The following is a 19,019-nucleotide window of genomic DNA, read 5'->3' as shown; positions in this document are numbered from 1 at the left end:
CGAGGCCGATGAGCGAAAATCTGTCCCCTGCCCGCGATGGCGACTCGCCAAGGCGCGAGGAGGAGGCCGGGGAGACGGGCTTTAGCCCCGGCCCGCGCCACATTCGCGGCGCGCGCGACCTGACGACCGGCCCGATTTTCAATACGCTGGTCGTCTTCGCCCTGCCCACGCTCGCGGCGAACATCCTCATGTCGATGAACGGCTCGATCAATTCGATCTGGGTCGCGCATTTTCTGGGCGATGCGGCGCTGGCCGCGACCGCGAACGCGAACATCATCATGTTCCTGATGTTCTCGGTCATCTTCGGCTTCGGCATGGCGGCCAATGTCGTGGTCGGCCAGGCCTTCGGTCGCGGTGACATAGAGAGCGCGCGCTACGCCTTTGGCACGGCAGTCGGCTTCTGCCTCGGGCTGACCTTCGTCATCGCGCTCGCCGGCTTCCTGTGGTCTGAGCATATCCTCGCGACGCTCTCGACACCGCCCGAGGTCTTCCGGCTCGCCAAGGCCTATCTGCACTATACCTTCCTCGGCCTGCCGGCGGGCATGATGTTCATCATGCTCATGTCGGGCCTGCGCGGCGGCGGCGATGCGATGACGCCGCTCTACTTCATCTTCCTGTCGATGCTGCTCGACGTTTCGCTCAATCCGGTCTTCATCATCGGCATCGGCCCCGCCCCCGCCATGGGCATTGCGGGCTCGGCCTTCGCGCATGCCATCTCCAATTATCTGAGCGTCGCCGCGATGATCGCCTATATCTACTGGCGCGATCTGCCGCTGCGCCTGCGCGGCGCGGAATGGCGCTATCTGCGGCCCGATCCGGCACTGTTGAAGGTCGTCGCCGCGCGCGGCGTGCCGATGGGCATCCAGATGGTCATCATGTCGCTCTCGACGCTCGTCATCGTCGGCTTCGTCAATCGCGAAGGTACGACGACGGCTGCGGCCTTCGCGGCGGCCCAGCAGATCTGGAACTATCTCCAGATGCCCGCCATGGCCATTGGCGGCGCGGTGTCGTCGATGGCCGCGCAGAATATCGGCGCCGGCAAGTGGGACCGGGTCGAGCAGACGACGCTTGTCGCCGTCGGTTTCAGCTTGCTGATCTCCGCCGTGCTGATCGCCCTCATCACCTTGTTCGAGCGGCCGATCCTGGCGCTGTTCCTCGAAGGGGGCGGCCATGCGATCGAGATCGGCGCGCATATGATGAACATCGTCAACTGGAGCTATCTGATTTTCGCCGCGGTCATGGTCATGTTCGGCACGATGCGCGCGAACGGCGTCGTTCTGGCGCCGCTGGTCATCCTCACCGTCTCGCTCTTCTTCGTGCGGATCGGCTTCTATTATCTGAGCTATCCGGTCATCGGCGTGGATGGCCTGTGGTGGAGCTTCACGATCAGCACGCTGGTGGCGCTGATCCTCGGCTGGCTCTATTATCGCTTCAGCAACTGGCGCGAGATACGCATCAAGGTCAACGCGCCGCCCCTCGCCAGCTGACCGGGCCGATCAATCCTCGCCAAGCACTTCGCGCAGCTTCCGCGCCAGCGCAGGGATGGTGAACGGCTTCTGGATGAAGGCCACGCCATAATCGACCACGCCATTGTGGACGATCGCGTTGCGCGTATAGCCGGTCGTGTACAGCACCTTGAGGTCGGGCTGCTGGGCAAGCGCGCGATCGGCCAGCGCACGGCCCGACATGCCGGGCATCATGATGTCGGTGAAGAGCAGCGCGATATCGGGATTGTCGGCCAGCAGCGCCAGCGCCTCATTGCCGTCCGTCGCCTCGATCACGCCGTAGCCGAGCTCGATCAACGCATCGACCGACATGCGACGCACGCGCGGCTCGTCCTCCACCACCAGCACGAGTTCGTCGGCGCGACCGAGCGGCATATCATCCTGGCGGCCTCGCCGCACGGGCGCGGCTTCTCCGGCATGGCGCGGGAGATAGAGTTTGACTGTCGTCCCCTCGCCGGGCTCGGAATAGATTTTCACATGGCCCGCCGACTGCTTCACGAAGCCGAAAACCTGGCTGAGCCCCAGCCCGGTGCCGCGCCCGACGTCTTTGGTCGTGAAGAAGGGCTCGAATGCCTGCGCGACGACCTCGGGCGTCATGCCCGTGCCTGTATCGGTCACGGAAATCATGACATATTGGCCCGGCGTCACTTCGTCATGTTCGGCAGCGTAACGCTCATCGAGCTCGCAATTTGCCGTCTCGATCGTGAGCCGGCCGCCATTCGGCATCGCGTCGCGGCCGTTGACGGCGAGATTGAGCAAAGCGCTTTCGAGCTGGTCCGGATCGGCATGGACGCGCCACAGCCCGCCCGCCAGCACCGTCTCGATCTGGATCGACTCGCCCAGCGTGCGACGCAGCAGCTCGGACATGCTGCTGACCATCTTGTTCGGCTCGATCGCGCGTGGCTCGAGCGGCTGGCGCCGCGCGAAGGCCAGCAATTGCGATGTGAGCGCGGCCGCACGATCGGCGCCTTCCAGCGCATGATCGATGCTCCGCTCGACGGCTTCCCTGTCACCGCTCATCAGCCGCCGCCGCGCGATATCGAGGCTGCCGACGATGATCGCCAGCATATTGTTGAAATCATGCGCGATCCCGCCGGTGAGCTGACCGACCGCTTCCATCTTCTGGAGCTGGCGCACCTGTCCCTGCGCCGCATCGCGCGCCTCGCTCTCGACATTGAGATCGTCGAGCGCGGCCTCCAGCGTGTCGATGCGCCGCTTTGCACCGCGAACGGCGATCACCGCCAGTAGCACCGCGCCGATAACGCTGAGCGCGAGGATCGCGCGGACCAGCACCGCGCGTCGCTCGGCAAGCTGCGTGCGATAGGCGAGCAAGCGCTCTTCCTCCTGCACCATTCTGCCGATGGTGAGGCTCAACTCGCTCTGCACGCGGGCACCCCGCCCCGATCGGACCGCGTTGATCGCTGCCTCGCCGTTGCCCTCCATCATGAGCTGGATGGCCTGCTCCAGGAGCGACAGCCGCAGCTTCGCCAATCCCTCGAGTTGGCGCAGCATCTTGGCCTGTACCGGATTGTCGGCGGTCGCCGCGGTGAGATCGGACAGGACGCCGGGCAGTTGCACCACCGCGCGCCGATAGGGCGCAAGATAGTTCTCATCGCCGGTGATAAGATAGCCGCGCTGCCCCGTCTCGGCCTGCGTCACAAGCCGCCCGACATTGAAGATGTGGACCTCTACCTCCAGCGTGTGCCGCACGCTGCGCGTCGCCTGTTCCTGCGAGACCATGCTGACGAAGGCGAGCAGGACGCTGGCCGTTAGCAGGGCGAAGCCCAGAGCCAGCAGAACAACCGGTCTGCGCGATTGCCTACCCTTCTTCATGCCGCTCCTTCCGTTGGCCCGGCGCAGAAAAGGCCCAGGCCGCCAGCGGCAAACAGATCGTGCCCGATCCGGCACGCCCGTGGCAAGCAACTGTCGACAAACCGAAAATCTATGTGCAACCGCTCCCCCTTGGGGAGCGAAACACCCGAAACGAAAAGCGGTTCCCAGCTTTCGGGACAATGCTAAGGGTCGGGCGCATCGACGATCGGAGCGGGGGACAGCATGAAGAAAGCACTGGTAACGGGCGGCGCTGGCGGCATCGGCCTGGCGATCGCCAGAAAGTTCGTCGAGGAGGGCTGGCAGGTACTTACCTGCGACATCGACCAGGCCGCGCTCGACAAGGCGCTGGCGAGCGTTCCAGGCCTGCTGGGCGTGCGCTGCGACTGCTCGAAGCCTGACGAGATCGACACGCTCTTCACCGTGCTGGACCGCGCGCTTGGCGGTCTCGATTGCCTCGTCAACAATGTCGGCATCGGCGGCCCGACGCTTCCGGCGGAAGAGCTTCCCGGCGAAGAATGGCGGCGCGTGCTCGACATCAACCTGACCGGCACGTTCGAAGTCACCCGCCGCGCCATCCTGCTCCTGAAGCAAAGCGCCGGCACGATCATCAACATGTCCTCGGCCGCGGGGCGCTATGGCTATCCCAACCGCATCGCCTACTCGACGACCAAATGGGGCCTGATCGGTTTCACGAAGACCCTCGCCATGGAGCTTGGCGCCTGCGATGTGACGGCCAATGCGATCCTCCCCGGCGCAGTCGGCGGCGAGCGCTTCGACCGGGTGATCGCGGGCCGCGCAGCGATCAGCGGCCGGACGCTCGAGGAGGAAGTCCAGATCGGCCTCTCGACGCAATCGCTCAAGAAGATCGTACCGCCCGAGCATATCGCCGACCTTGCTCTGTTTCTCACTACCCCGGCGGGCCGCAACATCTCCGGCGCGGCGCTGCCGATCGACAACGATCTGCAACACGGGTGAGGCCCTTGCGCCCCTCCCTTTCAAGGGAGGGGGAAGGGGGTGGGTGTCGCGAAGCGATCATCACAACGTCGCGTCCTTCGCTCCAACCCGTCCCCTGAAGGGCTTCCGTGCCCCTTGCGCCCCATCCCGCCCTCCCTACATTTCGCTCCTGTGCGTTTCTCAAGGAGTTGAGTGAGTTGAACGGGATGAAAACGGCCATGTTGCTGGCGGCGCTGACGGCGCTGTTCATGGCCCTCGGCTTCATGATCGGCGGACCGCGCGGCGCGATGCTCGCCTTCGTAGTCGCGGCCGGGATGAACTTGTTCACTTATTGGAATGCCGACAAGATCGTCCTGCGCATGCACAATGCGCGCGAAGTGGACGCGCAGAGCGCGCCGGATTTCTACACTATGGTGCGCGACCTCGCCCGCAACGCCGGTCTGCCAATGCCGCGCGTCTACATCGTCGAGGATGACAGCCCGAACGCCTTTGCCACCGGCCGCAATCCGCAGAATGCCGCCGTCGCCGCCACCACCGGCCTGCTCGCGATGCTCAGCCGCGACGAGATCGCCGCCGTCATGGCGCACGAGCTTGGCCATGTCCGCAATCGCGATACGCTCGTCATGACCATGGTCGCGACCATCGCCGGCGCCATTTCCATGATCGCCAATTTCGGCCTGTTCTTCGGCCATGGCGAGGATCGGCCGAATCCGATCGTCGCCATTCTCGCCGTCGTCATGGCGCCCTTCGCCGCGATGATCGTACAGATGGCGATCAGCCGCACGCGCGAGTTCGGCGCGGACCGTGCCGGTGCGGAGATCAGCGGCAATCCCGGCGCACTCGCCTCGGCCCTCGCGAAAATCGCCGGTGCCGCCCAGCGTCAGCCGACCCAGGCCGCTGCGCATAATCCCGCCGCCGCACAGCTCTATATCGTGCCGACGAGCGTGTCGGAGCTGTTCTCGACGCACCCCGCGACCGAGCGCCGCATCGCCGCGCTGCAGGCCATGCAGCCCGCCGCCCCGCCGGTGCGTCGCCACGCCCGATCCGCGCTCGATCCGCTCGGCCCGCGCTGAGCGCCCGATCGTCATGGTCCACGCGCCCGACACGGAAACGATCGAGCGGCTGGCGCGGCAAGCGATCGCCGCCATGCCGCTGCTCTTTCGCCAGCATCTCGACGGCATCGCCATCCAGATCGAGGATTTCGCCGACGAGCATGTCCTTGCCGATCTCGGCATTGAGGATGCGTGGGAGCTGAGCGGCGTCTATCATGGCCGCGCGCTCACCGAGCAGAGCGTCTGGTCCTCCGGCGACCTGCCGCCCGTGATCAAGCTCTATCGCCGCCCGCTGCTCGACGAATGGGTCGAAACCGGCGTCCCGCTCGATGCGCTTATCATGCACGTCATCGTCCATGAGGTGGGTCACCATTTCGGCTTCTCGGATGACGACATGCACGCCATCGAGGAAGAGATGGGCCGCCAGGGCTGACCGGTCCCGTCGCGCCGCAAGGCTGGAAATCCACTGCCCGGCTGGATAGAGCGGCCGCATGGAACTCACCTTCGTCAAGCGCAACGGCAAGACCGACGACCTGACGATCGTCCGCGGCGACGGTGTGCCGGAAACGATCGCTTGCCCCAAGCAGGGCATCATCCCGCACGACATGGTGCATTATGCGGTGGAAAGCGTGCTCGCCCATCGCGGCTTCCTGTCGCTCGTGGCGGATGGCGCGACGGCGACTTTCGCCGTTGCGGGCGGCGACAGCGAAGAAGCCATCGAGCGCCTCGTCGAGACATTTCAGGCCGAGATGTGGGGTGGCCGTGTAGCCACGGCGGACCTTCTCGCGACCTACGAGCATGCCTGTGCCGCCCGCAACCATGGCGTCGCGCCGATTTCGACAGACGATATCGACGCCATTCGCAGCCGCCTCGATGAGCTAACGGCCCAGTGGACGGCGCTGCCCCTGAACGAAGCGCTCAGCGTCCGCTTCTGAGCGGCGCCCGCCGTCGCCCGGTCGCGCGGAGAGTCCCGTATTTCTGCCAAAAAACTAGCCCGCGCGGCATGCCGGGCGGGCTAGAAAGTGGAAGATCTCCAGGTCATTCGACCAAGAGCCCTTCGGGTCGCGATGCGGCCTTAGCCGAAGCGCGGATTGATTTATTGGACATAAGCGACATTCATCGACGGCAAATGCCGATCGGTTCGGGCGGTACAGGCGACGTCATCCTGACCGGCGCCACGCGAAGCCCTATTTTGAAGCGGTGCATCGATAACTGTCCGCCTGCAATGGGTCACCGCCGGGCTTGAGCACAGCACGCTGAGGGTAGGCACATAGCAGTCCGGTGCGAAGAGCCTGGTCCTGCGGCTGGCCCGGCAGAGGCATTTGTCGCGCGACGACTTGCTCGGGCGCTCGCCCGTCCTCGACCCAGGCGTGCAGCGCTGCGGTGAGACTCGTCGCGGGATCGTCCTGACCTGGCTCCGGCCCGTTCTGGCCAAATTCGCTCGGCCCCGCCCCGGCGGCGCAATGATGCATGCCAGGCGCCAGGAAGGTCCGCACGAATGAGGCGGCGCGATCCGCGCCCATCTTGCTCGCGACGTCATCCTGATAAGCGATCGTCCCCTGCGCGGGAATGGCCGCGTCGGACCAGCCGTGCCAGAGGATCAATTTGCCGCCCCGCGCGGCGAAGCGGGAAAGATCGGGATCCGTCGCATTCAATGTGCCCGCAAGACCTGCGTGCAGCGCGTCGAAGTCCTTCCCGAAGTCAAAACCCGCCACATCGGACTGTGGGGCTCCCACCACATATTTGATGAAATTGCTGCCGAAGGCATTCTGGATGCTCGTGCCGGGAGACGGTCCGAAAATCCACAAATCCCATCCCGCCGAACCGGGGACGAACTCGCCTCCGGGGGGGAAGCCGAAATAGATCTGCTCACCCTTCGGGTTATGGGGTCCCCGATAGACGGCACGCAGCGCCTCGAGCTGCGGGTCCGTCAGGCAGGCATCCGTCTCCGCGCCCGTGCATCGCAGAACAACCGGATCGAAGCGGCACATGTTCGGGTTTGAAACGAGCCCATCGACAACACCATCGAGCTTGTCGCATTGCCCCAGAACGGCCTGAGCGAGCGCCGGCGCCTTGGCCGCGGAGATCGAGGCTCCTGCCCTCGACAGCCATTGGGCGTTCCAAACGAAGCCAGTGAAGAGCCTCGTCCAGTTATAAGCCGGCGCGCCGGCGATGATGCCGTCATAATCATCGGGAAAGCGCTGAGCTTCCATCAGTCCCTGGCGCCCGCCATTTGAGCACGAGACGAAGTAGGACTTCCTGGGAGCTGATCCATAATAGGCTTTTGCAAGCGCCTTTCCGGCGACAGCTGTGCCATGCACTGCTCGCCAGCCGAAATCGACGACCTTCTCCGGGTGGTCCAGCGCCCAGCTGGCATCCGTCACCCCGCCGCTATGGCCCGTGTCGCTCGCCGCGACGGCGAGCCCGCTCTGCAATGCCGACTCCATGCCGGAATATGGGATCGTGCCGGCATATCCGCCATTACCCACGCCGTGAAAGCGGCCGTTCCAATCTTCCGGCAACCAGACTTCGAACGCGATGTGGGAATCGGCGGAGGGACGCAGCACGCCCCGGACCCGGCAGAAGGCCGGCAAGTTCACCTTTCGCGCAGGTCCCATGTCCGGCGGAAGGTCGAAGGAGCCGGCCGCCTGCAATGTTGCTGACGTGATCTCGGCATCGGCCAGGGCTGTCGCCACCAAATCACTGCAACTGCGCGCCTGAGCCGGCGACGACATCAGCAAGCCAATCGCCAGCGCGCCGCCACAAGACGTCAGAACCCCTCCTCGCATCGATCAATCTCCACATTTTTCAGGCCAGGCATGAAAGTCGCCAACGCATAGCCGATCAATCAGACGCCGACTTGGACGGAAACGAGCAGGCGTTGACCTGTAACGTGAAGCCCGGTCAGCCTGGAGGCGGAATATGTCTGTTTCCCAATGCTCCGCCGGCCCGCCAAACATATTTGGTCGGCGCGATGACTTTCTGCAAAGTGGATCAACCCCGGCGAACCGGCCTGCTGTTCACGGCACGATCATGAGCCTTGCCCGACCGCTGGCATCGCGCTCGGCGACCATCCTCCGCCCAGCGCGCGGAAAGACGCGACAGCGCCTCGGCTCGCCGCAGCACGCGCCTCTATGGCGCTGTCGCGCGTTTCGAGCAGCCTCCGGTCGGCATCCAGGACCTCTATCAGGCTGACGGCGCCACCCTTATAGGCCGCGAGCGACGCTTGCTGGGCGCGAAGCAGGGACTCTTCGCCCTGCTTGAGCACCAATGCGCGAGCTTCTTGCTGGACCAATGTCGAAAAGGCGTTTTCCACATCCTGCGATGCGCGCAGAACAACCTGACGATAGGCGGCCAGAGCCTCCGCGGAGCGGCCACGCGCCGCCTTGATCTCCGCATCCACGCGCCCAAAATCGAAAAGCCTCCAGCGTAGCCCCAGGAAGCCGCTCGCCTGGGTCGCATTGCCCGAGAACAGGCTTCCTGCAGATGTGGTGGCCGTTCCGAGGAGGCCCGTGAGGGAAAATTTCGGATAATATTCCGACATGGTGACGCCGATCTGCGCGTTCGTGGCCGCCAGCTTACGCTCGGCGGCAATGATGTCGGGGCGCCTGCGCAGCAATTCGACCGGACCGCCCGCGGTCGAGATCGCCGGCGGTGCGGGAATGGCTGATCCCGCCGCGAGTTCAGGACGCATCGTTCCGGGTTGGGTGCCGATCAGCACATCGAGCGCGAACATCGCCATGTCGATCTGGTTCTGCAACGCGGGCAAGGCACTGCGCATCTGCGCCAACGCCCCCTCCGCCTGCCTGAGCTGCAATTCGGCGGCAACGCCCTTGCTGAATTGCAGCGCCACCAGGTCCCTCAGCTGCTGCTGGGTTTCGGTTTGTGCCTTGGCGATCTCGAATCGGGCCTGCAGCGTACGCAGCTGGATATAAGTGTCAGCGACCTGGGCCGCCACGGCCAGTCTGGCGGCCACAGCGCCTGCGGCCGAGGCCTGCCATTCCGCCCTTGCCGCGTCGCGGGCCGCGTCCCGCCCGCCGAATAGATCCAGTTCCCAGCTCGCCCCGAGGTCGAGCTGAAAAAGGTCGGTGGATCGCTCAAATTGTGGGAAAGCACTGCCGATCCGACCGATCGGCGTCTCAAGTGATTGATAGGCTTCTCCAGCTTGTCCGCTTAGCTGACCGGACGGCAGCAGGGCGGCATTGGCCCCCTTAAGGGCAGCACGAGCCTGGGACACCCTGGCGATGGCCTGCTGGAGATCAAGATTCTCGGCCAGCGCCCGCTCCACGAGGCTCGTGAGGAGCGGGTCATCGAAAGACCGCCACCAGTCAACGAGGTCGGCGCTCGGCATGTTCGGAGATCGCGCCTCGACCATAGCACCGGACACAAAGGTCGAAGGTGTTGTCAGCGCTGGCCTCGTGTAGCGAGGGCCCACCGAACAACCGGCCATCAACAATGCGAAAAGCGTAAGCGGTGCGGCGGTTTGCAGACGCATGGTCAAGGGTTCCGTTCATTCACATATTTGAGTGACCAATAATCATAACAGTCACTATTTGTCAATCCTGCGATAGGCCGCTATATGACCGATATGAAAGAACCAGTTCCCTCCACCACCGCTCGCGGCCCGGCCGAACACGCGGTTCGCGATCAGATCGTTGAAGCTGCAAACGAATGCTTCGCGCGCTACGGCTATGCAAAGACGACCGTTGCGGATCTCGCGCGCGAGATCGGTTTCTCCAAAGCCTATATTTACCGCTTTTTCGAATCCAAACAGGCAATAGGCGAAGCAATCTGTAGCTCACGTCTTGAAAAAATCATTGCGGAAACCCGGTTAGCCATCGACGAAGGGGGCAGTTCTGCCGAACAGTTTCGAAGGATGTTCAAGAGTTTAACGACATTGAGCGTCGAACTATTTTTCCAGGACCGGAAAATTTACGACATCGCCGCGCATTCGGCTTCGGAACAATGGAACTCTTCAACAGCTTACAAAGAAGCCCTCAAGGCGATGCTCCTGGAGATCGTCCGGAATGGGCGGGAAAGTGGCGAATTTGAGCGCAAAACTCCAATTGACGAGGCTTGCAGGGCCATCTTTTACGCAATGATGCCGTTTATCGATCCGCTTCATCTGGAACGGAATCTCGACCTTCTTCCAGACGCTCCGGTGGAGGTCGCGAACCTCATTCTGCGAAGCCTCGCCCCCTGATTTGCATGTGACGTATTGACAATTTGGTCACAAGGAAACAGATGATCCTTCAAAGTTGGAGGATCACACCGTGTCGAGTCGTCGTTACAAGTTCGGGCGTGCAGCCCTGGCGCTCTGCCTTCCCCTGGCCGCTTGCCAGAACCCAGACGTCGATCCGCGCACGAAGGCGCCGCTTGTCCGGGTGCTCACACCCGCAAGCCTGAGCCTGACCAACCGTGAGTTTACGGGAGTCATCGCGGCCCGGGTCCAAAGCGATCTCGGCTTCCGTGTGGGGGGCAAGATTCTGGAGCGGCTCGTTAGCGCCGGCGACAGCGTCCGTCGGGGGCAGCCGCTTATGCGGATTGATCAGACCGATTTGTCGCTGGCCACTCGCGCGACGGTCGGCACGGCCGAAGCCGCACGGGCACGAGCCCTGCAGACGGCTGCAGACGAAAGGCGGCTCCGCGACCTGGTCGGCGCGGGCGCCGTGTCAGCGTCCGCCTATGACCAGGCCAAGGCGGCGGCAGATGCAGCGCGCGCTCAACTGTCTGCGGCCGAAGCTCAGGCAAATGTGGCGCGCAATCAGCAGCATTATGCTCTGCTGATCGCGGATGCCGACGGTGTTGTCGTCGAGACCCTGGCCGAACCGGGTCAAGTCGTGAGCGCTGGTCAGATCGTCGTTCGCGTTGCCCGTTCGGGGCCGCGAGAAGCGCTGGTCCAGTTGCCGGAGAACCTGCGCCCCGCGCTCGGATCCGCCGCACATGCGCGGACCTATGGAGGTTCGACCGGCAGCGCCAAGCTCCGCCAGCTTTCGGACGCCGCCAACCCCGCTTCGCGGACCTTCGAAGCGCGCTACGTCCTGAGCGGCGCTGCCGCCCAAGCGCCTTTGGGATCCACGGTTACTCTTGCTCTGACCCTGCCAGGCGATCGTGCCGCAACGCAGGTGCCGCTCGGTGCAATCCGTGATGTCGGCAAGGGGCCAGGCGTTTGGGTGGTCGGGAGCGGCGCTCAACCGAAAGTCACGTGGCGCCCGGTTGGAATTTCAGCGCTGGGCGAGGAAACCGCGACGATCACCGGCGGGTTGAACCCTCGTGATCGTATCGTGGCGATGGGCGCGCATATGCTGCACGAAGGCCAGGCCGTCCGGGTGGCCGCGCCATGAGTGGCTCGTCGAAGGAAACCGGGCGCTTCAATCTATCCGCGCTCTCCGTTCGCGAGAGGTCCGTAACCCTGTTCTTCCTGATTGCGATCATCCTGGCCGGAACGTTCGCTTTCCTGAAACTTGGCCGGGCGGAAGACCCGAACTTCACCGTCAAGGTGATGACCATCGTCACAGCCTGGCCAGGCGCAACCGCGCAGGAGATGCAGGATCAGGTCGCGGAACCGCTTGAGAAGCGCCTTCAGGAGTTGCGCTGGTACGATCGCAGTGACACATTCACACGGCCGGGACTTGCCTTCACCACCCTGACATTGCGGGACCAGACGCCGCCGCCCGAAGTGCCGGAACAATTCTATCAGGCGCGCAAGAAGATGTCGGATGAAGCGCGCAATCTCCCCCGCGGCGTTGTCGGGCCGTTTCTGGACGACGAATATGGGGACGTCAGCTTCGCTCTTTTCGCGCTCAAGGCCAAGGGCGAGCCGCAGCGCAACCTCGCACGCGAAGCCGAGCGCCTGCGGCAACGGCTGCTGCATGTCCCCGGAGTGGACAAGATCAAGATTCTGGGCGAGCGGCCCGAGCGCATCTACGTTGAATTTGCGCAAGAACGGCTGACCACGCTCGGCGTTTCTCCGCGCGCGATCTTCGAGGCGCTTGCCAGGCAGAATCTCATCACGCCGGCAGGCTCGATCGAGACCAAGGCGCAGCAGGTCGTCGTGCGCCTCGACGGCGCATTCGACGACTTGTCGAAGATCCGTGACCTGCCGATCATCGTGAACGGCAATACCCAGCGCCTCTCGGAGATCGCGAAGGTGGATCGCGGCTATGAGGACCCCGCCTCGTTCCTGATCCGTAGCGAGGGCGAACCTGCACTGCTGCTCAACATCGTCATGCGTGAAGGCTGGAATGGCCTCGACCTGGGCAAAGCGATGAATGCCGAGATCGACAAGATCCGTGACGAACTCCCGCTGGGCATGACGCTGAGCGGCGTGACCGACCAGTCGGTCAACATCAGCGAGGCCGTCGACCAGTTCATGCACACGTTCCTGGAGGCGCTGGCGATCGTGATGATCGTCAGCCTCGTCAGCCTGGGCTGGCGTGTCGGGATCGTGGTCGCCGCCGCTGTGCCACTGACGCTTGCCGTCGTCCTGGTCATCATGTGGGCGACAGACCGCGTGTTCGATCGCATCACGCTCGGCGCCCTCATTCTCGCACTGGGGCTGCTGGTCGATGATGCGATCATCGCCATCGAGATGATGGTGGTGAAAATGGAGGAGGGCTACGACCGCATCCGCGCATCGGCCTATGCGTGGAGCCATACCGCGGCGCCTATGCTCGCGGGCACTCTCGTCACCGTCATAGGCCTGATGCCGGTCGGTTTCGCGCAATCGACGGCCGGTGAATATGCCGGCAACATCTTCTGGGTCGTCGGCTTCGCGCTGATCGCTTCCTGGTTCGTGGCGGTCATCTTCACGCCCTATATGGGCGTGAAGATGCTGCCGGCGATCAAGCCTGTCGAGGGCGGCCACGCGGCAATTTACCAGACCCCACGCTACGAACGGGTTCGCGCGTTCATCGCCTGGGCCGTGCGGCGCAAGAAGCTGGTGGCCTGGGCTACACTCGGCGCATTTCTGATCGCCGGGGTCGGCATGGGCCCGGTCAAGAAGCAATTCTTCCCGACATCCGACCGGCCTGAGCTCCTGGTCGAAGTACAGATGCCCAAAGGCACCGCGATAGGTCGTACGAGCGAGGCCGCGCGAGAAGTGGAAACCTGGCTGCGCAAGCAGGCTGAGTCCAGAATCGTCACGACCTATGTGGGTCAGGGCGCTCCGCGCTTCTATATGCCGCTCTCCCCTGAACTGCCCGATCCCTCCTTCGCCAAGATCGTCGTGCGGACTGATGAAGAAGCCGATCGCGACGCGCTGAAACTGCGTCTGCGGCAAGCCGTATCGGAAGGTCTCGCGCCTGCCGCGCGTGTTCGCGCGACCCAGCTCGTGTTCGGCCCGCCGTCACCTTTCCCCGTCGCCTTCCGCGTCAACGGTCCCGATCTCGCAGTCGTCCGCGGCATCGCCGACCGTGTCGAGAAGGTGATGCAGGCCGATCCCATGATGCGGACCGTCAACACCGATTGGGGCGAGCGCGCACCTGCGCTCCGCTTCGTTCTCGACCAGAACCGTTTGCGCGCAATGGGCCTCACCTCGAGCGACGTCGCCGAGCAGCTGCAGTTCCTTCTGAGCGGAGTCACGGTCAGTCAGGCACGGGAGGATATCCGGACCGTCGATATCGTCGTCCGGTCCGCCGGCACGAGCCGGCTCGATCCCGCTCGCATTGGAGACTACACGCTCACCGGGGGGAATGGCGAGCGTGTTCCCGTCAGTCAGATTGGCAGACTCGAGGTACGGATGGAGGAGCCGATCCTTCAGCGCCGCGACCGCGTGCCCACGATTACCGTACGCGGCGATATCGCCGATGGCCTGCAGCCGCCCGACGTCTCGACGGCCATGCTGGAGAAGCTGCAGCCGATCATCCAGAGCCTGCCGACCGGCTATCGCATCGATATGGGCGGCTCGATCGAGGAGGCAAGCAAGGCCAATGCGGCGCTTGCCCCGATCTTTCCCATCATGATCGTCCTGATGATGGTCGTCATCATCCTGCAGGTCCGCAGCCTGTCGGCCATGGCAATCGTCCTGCTGACCGCGCCGCTGGGCCTCATCGGCGTCGTTCCGACCCTGCTGCTGACCGGACAGCCCTTCGGCTTCAATGCGATCCTGGGCCTCATTGCGCTTGCGGGAATATTGATGCGCAACACGCTCATCCTCATCGGGCAGATCCACGACAATATAGCGGACGGGTTGGACCCATATACCGCGGTGGTGGAGGCGACAGTCCAGCGTTCGCGCCCCGTCATCCTGACGGCATTGGCCGCGGTGCTGGCATTCGTTCCTCTCATCAGTTCGGTCTTCTGGGGCTCGATGGCGATCACGCTCATCGGCGGCACGCTCGGCGGCACGATTTTGACGCTGGTGTTTCTCCCGGCGCTTTATGCTCTCTGGTTCCGCATCGTGCCGCCCGGTGGCGTCGAAGGGACTGGCGAGCAACGGGGCGAGCAACGGCCGGTCCCCGAGGCTTCCTCGTGATGACCGGAAATGATGCAGCGGCAGGCCCCGCTATCGACTCGCCGTCGTCGGCGACGCGCAGAATGTCGGTCGCAATCGAACAGGAGGCATTTTCATGCCTATGCTGACGAGCCTCTCCAGAGCGCGGGAAAAGGCCAGGACTTTCATGCGGATCCTCGCTTACATTGCCGACTGTGACCCGGCCGAAGAGCAGCGGCGCTGGCTCCTGGCGCTGGAGCAACGCCTGAGAACTCTTGAAGACGGCGTTCAGTCAGGTTCCGGCGGACGGCGCGACAGAGTGTCGGGCCGTTGAAGGAGCAAGAGCCTTCAAATGGCGCACTGGCTGTGGTCGAGGACATCCTCGCCGTTAAATGGACGCTTCCCGTCATGCGGGTTCTTGCCGATGGTCCCGTTCGCTTCAGCGGCATCCGGTTGGCACTCCCGGCGGTCTCGGCGAATGTTCTCACGGCGCGACTCCGGGCGCTCGAAGAGGCGGGGATTGTCCGACGGTGGATGCTGCCCCCGCCGGCGGCCTGTCAGGTCTATGGCCTTTCCGAGCGCGGCCAGGCTGCGCGTCCCATCCTTCGCGCCGTCGCGCGATGGGCATCGCTCCTTCAGGAAGACCGAGGGCTGCCCGGAACGTTCCCGGTCAAGGGGGCGTAATCGCGCGCATCGCCCTTCCCTCACAGTCGTTCCATTCGGTTTCCCGATCCCAGGAGGAAATGACCATGCAGAAGGCCGTCTCGATTACAGGTGCCTCGTCCGTCATCGGCGAGGCGCTCGCCTCGGTGTGCAGCCTCCCGATGCGATGCCGCCTTTGGGACATTATCGCTCGAAAATAAGATTTCGGCCGACGACTTGCGTTTCTGACATATAAGTGTACCGATCAGTCGTAAATTGCATTGAGGGAACTGCCATGATCTTCACGCTGAAGGTGAACGGCCTGGACCGGCAGGTCGATGTCGATGAGGACACGCCTCTGCTTTGGGTTCTCCGGGACGATCTTGAACTCACCGGCACGAAGTTCGGCTGCGGCGTGGCGATGTGCGGGGCATGCACCGTCCATGTGAACGATCAGCCGATGCGTTCCTGCGCCTTGCCCGTGAGTGCTGTTCAAGGCGACATTACGACCATCGAGGCAGTCGCCGGTCCGGAGGCCAAGGCCGTTCAGGCGGCCTGGGTCGCGCATGACGTGCCACAATGCGGCTATTGCCAGTCCGGCCAGATCATGACCGCGGTCGCCCTGCTGCGCGAGCAGCCCAAACCGAGCGACCGCGATATCGATCTCGCCATGAACGGCAATATTTGCCGTTGCGCGACGTATCTGCGCATCCGGTCCGCTATCCATGACGCGGCCAAGTCGCTGGAGAAAGGCGCATGAACGCGCCGCTCTCCCGCCGCGCGATCCTGCAGGGCGGCGGCGCGCTCGTCATCGGCTTCCTCATGCCGATGGGCATCGGCCGGCTCGCCGCGCAGGCGCCGGCGGCGAATGGGCCGCCTCCCGTTGATCCCAACGCCTTCATCCGCATCGCGCCGGACAGCACGGTGACGGTGTTGGTCAAGCACATCGAATTCGGCCAGGGCCCGTTCACCGGCCTCGCCACCCTGGTCGCCGACGAGATGGATGCCGACTGGGCGCAGATGCGCGCCGAACATGCGCCCGGCGACCAGAAGGTCTATGCTAATCTCTTCATGGGCATGCAGGGCACCGGCGGCTCGACCGCCATGGCCAACAGCTACCTCCAGATGCGCAAGGCCGGGGCGCTGGCCCGCTGGATGCTCGTTCAGGCGGCCGCGAAGAGCTGGGGCGTTAAGCCCGAGCAGATCACGATCAAGGCCGGCGTCATATCGGGGCCGGGCGGCAAGCAGGGCAAGTTCGGCGAGTTCATCGAGACTGCGAGGACGCTGACCCCGCCCCAGGATGTCCCGCTCAAGGATGCCGGCAAGTTCGAGTTCATCGGGAAAGATCGCTCGGTCGGCCGCGTGGACAGCCTCGACAAGACAACCGGCAAAGCGGATTTCTCCATCGACCAGTGGACCCCCGGTACGCTGACCGTCGTCGTCGCCCATTCGCCGCGCTTCGGCGGCGCCGTCGCGAGCTTCGACGCAAGCAAGGCGCTGGCTGTCAGCGGCGTCGTCGCCGTGAAGCAGATCCCGTCCGGCGTCGCGGTGTTCGCGACGGGCACATGGCCAGCGATCAAGGGGCGCAAGGCACTGACGATCAAATGGGATGACAGCAAGGCCGAGGCGCGCGGCACCGCCCAGATGGCGCAGGCCTATCTCGCCAAGGCGAAGGAGCCGGGCATCCAGGCCAAGGCGACCGGCGACATCGAGAAGGCGCTTGCGACACCCGGCGCGACGCTCGTCGAGGCGGACTATGTCTTCCCCTATCTCGCCCATGCGCCCATGGAGCCGCTCGGTGGCTATATAGAGTGGGACGGCAAGACCGCGTTGGCGCGCTTCGGCTCCCAGTTTCCGAGCTTCGACCAGCCGGCGATTGCCGGAGTGCTGGGGATCCCACCCGAGCAGGTAAAGGTCGAGCCGGTGCTCGCCGGCGGCAGCTTCGGCAGGCGCGCGACGGGCGACGCGCATCTTGCCGTCGAGCTTGCCGAATGTGTCAAGGCGATCGGCCCGGGCAAGAAGGTCCGCCTGACCTGGACCCGCGAGGATGATATCCATGGTGGCTATTACCGGCCGCTGATGGTCCATCGCATGCGCGGCGCGGTGAAGGACGGCAAGATCATCGCCTGGTCGGACACGATCGTAGGCCAGTCCTTCGCGGTCGGCGGGCCGATGGAGAAGATGATGATCAGGAACGGCGTCGATGCCACCATGGTCGAAGGGTCAAGCGAGCCGCCTTACAAGCTCCCGGCCTTCCGCTGCGCCGCGACGATCGAGCAATCGCCCGTGACGACGCTCTGGTGGCGCTCGGTGGGGCATACGCATACCGGCTATGCGGTCGAGACCTTTGTCGATCGATTGCTGGAGGCCGCCGGCAAGGATCCGGTCGCCGGGCGGCTGGAACTGATGACGGATCAACCCCGCGCGGCCGCCGTGCTCAAGGCGGTGGCGGAGCTTGCCAAATGGGGCGAGCCGGTTCCCGCCGGGCGGGGCCGGGGTGTTGCCGTCGTCGAGAGCTTCAACAGCTTCGTTGCCGAGATCGCCGAAGTGTCGATCGGCGAGGATGGCGAGCCGAAAGTGCATAAGGTCTGGGCAGCGGTCGATTGTGGTATCGCGGTCAATCCCGATATCGTGCGCGCACAGGTCGAAGGCGGTATCGGCTACGCGGTCGGCCATATTCTCTACGGCGAAGTGCCGCTGGAGGCGGGCAAGCCGACGGTTTCCAATTTCAACAATTACAGGTCGCTGCGAATCATGGAAATGCCCGAGGTCGAAGTGACGATCCTGCCGTCGAGCGCGCCGCCGACCGGGATCGGGGAGCCGGGCGTGCCGCCCTGCGGCCCGGCCATCGCCAACGCGCTGGCCAGGCTCGGCCGCGAGCGCCCCACGATCTTGCCGATGGTGAAGTCGGCATGAGCGCGCGCATCCTTGGCCCGCTCGCCGCTGCCGGTCTGGTCGCGGCCTTCGCCATGCACGGCGCGACCGCGCGGCAGGTGCCGGCACCAGTCGCTCCGGCTAAACCGGCGATGGCGACCTCGCTCAAAAAGGCGTCCGATTTCGCGGGGATCGCCGACCCCAAGGCACGCTCGCTGGCGCTCTTCTCCGAAGTCGGGAAAGTGCTCCAGCATCCGCGCTGCCTCAATTGCCACCCCGCGACGGAGCGCCCGACGCAGACGGACGCGATGACGCCGCATATGCCGCTCGTGGTGCGCGCCGAGGGGATGGGCGCGCCGGGGCTGCACTGCTTCACTTGCCATCATGAGAAGAATTACGACCCGGCCAATGTGCCCGGCAATTCCAAGTGGATGCTCGCACCGGCCGAGATGGCCTGGCAGGGCAGGACGCTCGGCCAGATCTGCGCGCAGCTCAAGGACAAGGAGCGCAATGGCGGCAAGACCATGGCCGAGATGGAAGAGCATATGGCGAAGGACGAGCTGGTCGGCTGGGGTTGGCACCCCGGCGGCAACCGCACGCCGGTTCCCGGGACGCAGATGCAGTTCGGCGAGCTGTTCACGGCCTGGGTACAAAGCGGGGCACATTGCCCCGCTTAACCTGTTGTCGCTCCAGCCACGCATCTGAGGGCGCGGCTTCAGGCTGAAG

General features: G+C 64.4%; 16 protein-coding genes. 13 read left to right on the top strand and 3 right to left on the bottom strand.

All coding sequences use genetic code 11. The annotated features are described in order from the left end of the window. Positions 1-8: 8 nt before the first annotated feature. Positions 9-1,487 (top strand): MATE family efflux transporter, encoded by a 1,479-nt coding sequence (locus KM135_RS16830; protein WP_221715191.1) that lies wholly within the window; start codon positions 9-11, stop codon positions 1,485-1,487. Between the two features lie 9 nt (positions 1,488-1,496). Here the strand turns inward: KM135_RS16830 and KM135_RS16825 are convergent, their stop codons facing one another. Beyond that, positions 1,497-3,338 carry a CHASE3 domain-containing protein gene (locus KM135_RS16825; protein ID WP_221715190.1) on the bottom strand — a complete coding sequence of 614 codons (1,842 nt, stop codon included), beginning with the start codon at positions 3,336-3,338 and terminating at the stop codon, positions 1,497-1,499. A 222-nt stretch (positions 3,339-3,560) separates the two neighbouring features. Here KM135_RS16825 and KM135_RS16820 point away from each other — a divergent pair, with 222 nt between their 5' ends. From KM135_RS16820 to KM135_RS16805, 4 genes are all read left to right on the top strand, one after another. Further along, positions 3,561-4,313 (top strand): SDR family oxidoreductase, encoded by a 753-nt coding sequence (locus tag KM135_RS16820; RefSeq protein WP_221715189.1) that lies wholly within the window; start codon positions 3,561-3,563, stop codon positions 4,311-4,313. A gap of 176 nt (positions 4,314-4,489) precedes the next feature. Beyond that, complete coding sequence (gene htpX, locus KM135_RS16815; RefSeq protein ID WP_221715188.1) at positions 4,490-5,365, top strand: zinc metalloprotease HtpX; 876 nt, start codon at positions 4,490-4,492, stop codon at positions 5,363-5,365. Positions 5,366-5,378: 13 nt separating this feature from the next. Then, complete coding sequence (locus tag KM135_RS16810) at positions 5,379-5,777, top strand: metallopeptidase family protein (protein WP_221715187.1); 399 nt, start codon at positions 5,379-5,381, stop codon at positions 5,775-5,777. 58 nt (positions 5,778-5,835) lie between these two features. Continuing rightward, complete coding sequence (locus KM135_RS16805; RefSeq protein ID WP_221715186.1) at positions 5,836-6,279, top strand: spectrin repeat-containing protein; 444 nt, start codon at positions 5,836-5,838, stop codon at positions 6,277-6,279. Positions 6,280-6,531: 252 nt separating this feature from the next. On the opposite strand, the gene KM135_RS16800 is transcribed toward KM135_RS16805, so the two are convergent. Together KM135_RS16800 and KM135_RS16795 are read right to left on the bottom strand one after the other, a co-directional pair. Continuing rightward, positions 6,532-8,040 (bottom strand): tannase/feruloyl esterase family alpha/beta hydrolase, encoded by a 1,509-nt coding sequence (locus KM135_RS16800; RefSeq protein WP_343228217.1) that lies wholly within the window; start codon positions 8,038-8,040, stop codon positions 6,532-6,534. A gap of 335 nt (positions 8,041-8,375) precedes the next feature. Continuing rightward, positions 8,376-9,839: an efflux transporter outer membrane subunit gene (locus KM135_RS16795; protein ID WP_221715211.1), complete on the bottom strand. Its 1,464-nt coding sequence runs from the start codon at positions 9,837-9,839 to the stop codon at positions 8,376-8,378. 84 nt (positions 9,840-9,923) lie between these two features. Between KM135_RS16795 and KM135_RS16790 the strand changes: the two genes are divergently transcribed. The 8 genes from KM135_RS16790 (at position 9,924) to KM135_RS16755 (ending at position 18,970) form a co-directional block, all read left to right on the top strand. Next, the gene (locus KM135_RS16790) at positions 9,924-10,547 is read left to right on the top strand and encodes a TetR/AcrR family transcriptional regulator (RefSeq protein ID WP_246606250.1); all 624 of its coding nucleotides are present in this window, start codon (positions 9,924-9,926) and stop codon (positions 10,545-10,547) included. A gap of 70 nt (positions 10,548-10,617) precedes the next feature. Further along, a complete protein-coding gene (locus KM135_RS16785; protein WP_221715184.1) occupies positions 10,618-11,688 on the top strand; it encodes an efflux RND transporter periplasmic adaptor subunit in 1,071 nt (356 codons plus the stop codon). After that, positions 11,685-14,819 (top strand): efflux RND transporter permease subunit, encoded by a 3,135-nt coding sequence (locus KM135_RS16780; RefSeq protein ID WP_221715183.1) that lies wholly within the window; start codon positions 11,685-11,687, stop codon positions 14,817-14,819. The genes KM135_RS16785 and KM135_RS16780 overlap by 4 nt, the downstream gene beginning before the upstream one ends. 94 nt (positions 14,820-14,913) lie before the next feature. Then, a complete protein-coding gene (locus tag KM135_RS16775; RefSeq protein WP_221715182.1) occupies positions 14,914-15,111 on the top strand; it encodes a hypothetical protein in 198 nt (65 codons plus the stop codon). Between the two features lie 32 nt (positions 15,112-15,143). Next, complete coding sequence (locus tag KM135_RS16770) at positions 15,144-15,461, top strand: winged helix-turn-helix transcriptional regulator (protein WP_221715181.1); 318 nt, start codon at positions 15,144-15,146, stop codon at positions 15,459-15,461. A 253-nt stretch (positions 15,462-15,714) separates the two neighbouring features. Beyond that, on the top strand, positions 15,715-16,179 hold the full coding sequence (locus KM135_RS16765) for a (2Fe-2S)-binding protein (protein ID WP_246606247.1): 465 nt from the start codon (positions 15,715-15,717) through the stop codon (positions 16,177-16,179). After that, positions 16,176-18,335, top strand: a complete 2,160-nt coding sequence (locus KM135_RS16760) for a xanthine dehydrogenase family protein molybdopterin-binding subunit (RefSeq protein WP_221715180.1) — start codon at positions 16,176-16,178, stop codon at positions 18,333-18,335. Before KM135_RS16765 ends, KM135_RS16760 begins: the two co-directional genes overlap by 4 nt. Continuing rightward, positions 18,332-18,970 carry an Isoquinoline 1-oxidoreductase subunit gene (locus tag KM135_RS16755; RefSeq protein WP_221715179.1) on the top strand — a complete coding sequence of 213 codons (639 nt, stop codon included), beginning with the start codon at positions 18,332-18,334 and terminating at the stop codon, positions 18,968-18,970. The genes KM135_RS16760 and KM135_RS16755 overlap by 4 nt, the downstream gene beginning before the upstream one ends. The last annotated feature ends 49 nt before the right edge of the window (positions 18,971-19,019 follow it).

Source organism: Sphingobium xanthum, from assembly GCF_019737615.1.
In the GTDB taxonomy this organism is placed as follows: domain Bacteria; phylum Pseudomonadota; class Alphaproteobacteria; order Sphingomonadales; family Sphingomonadaceae; genus Sphingobium; species Sphingobium xanthum.
This window is presented reverse-complemented; position numbering and strand designations above follow the sequence as displayed.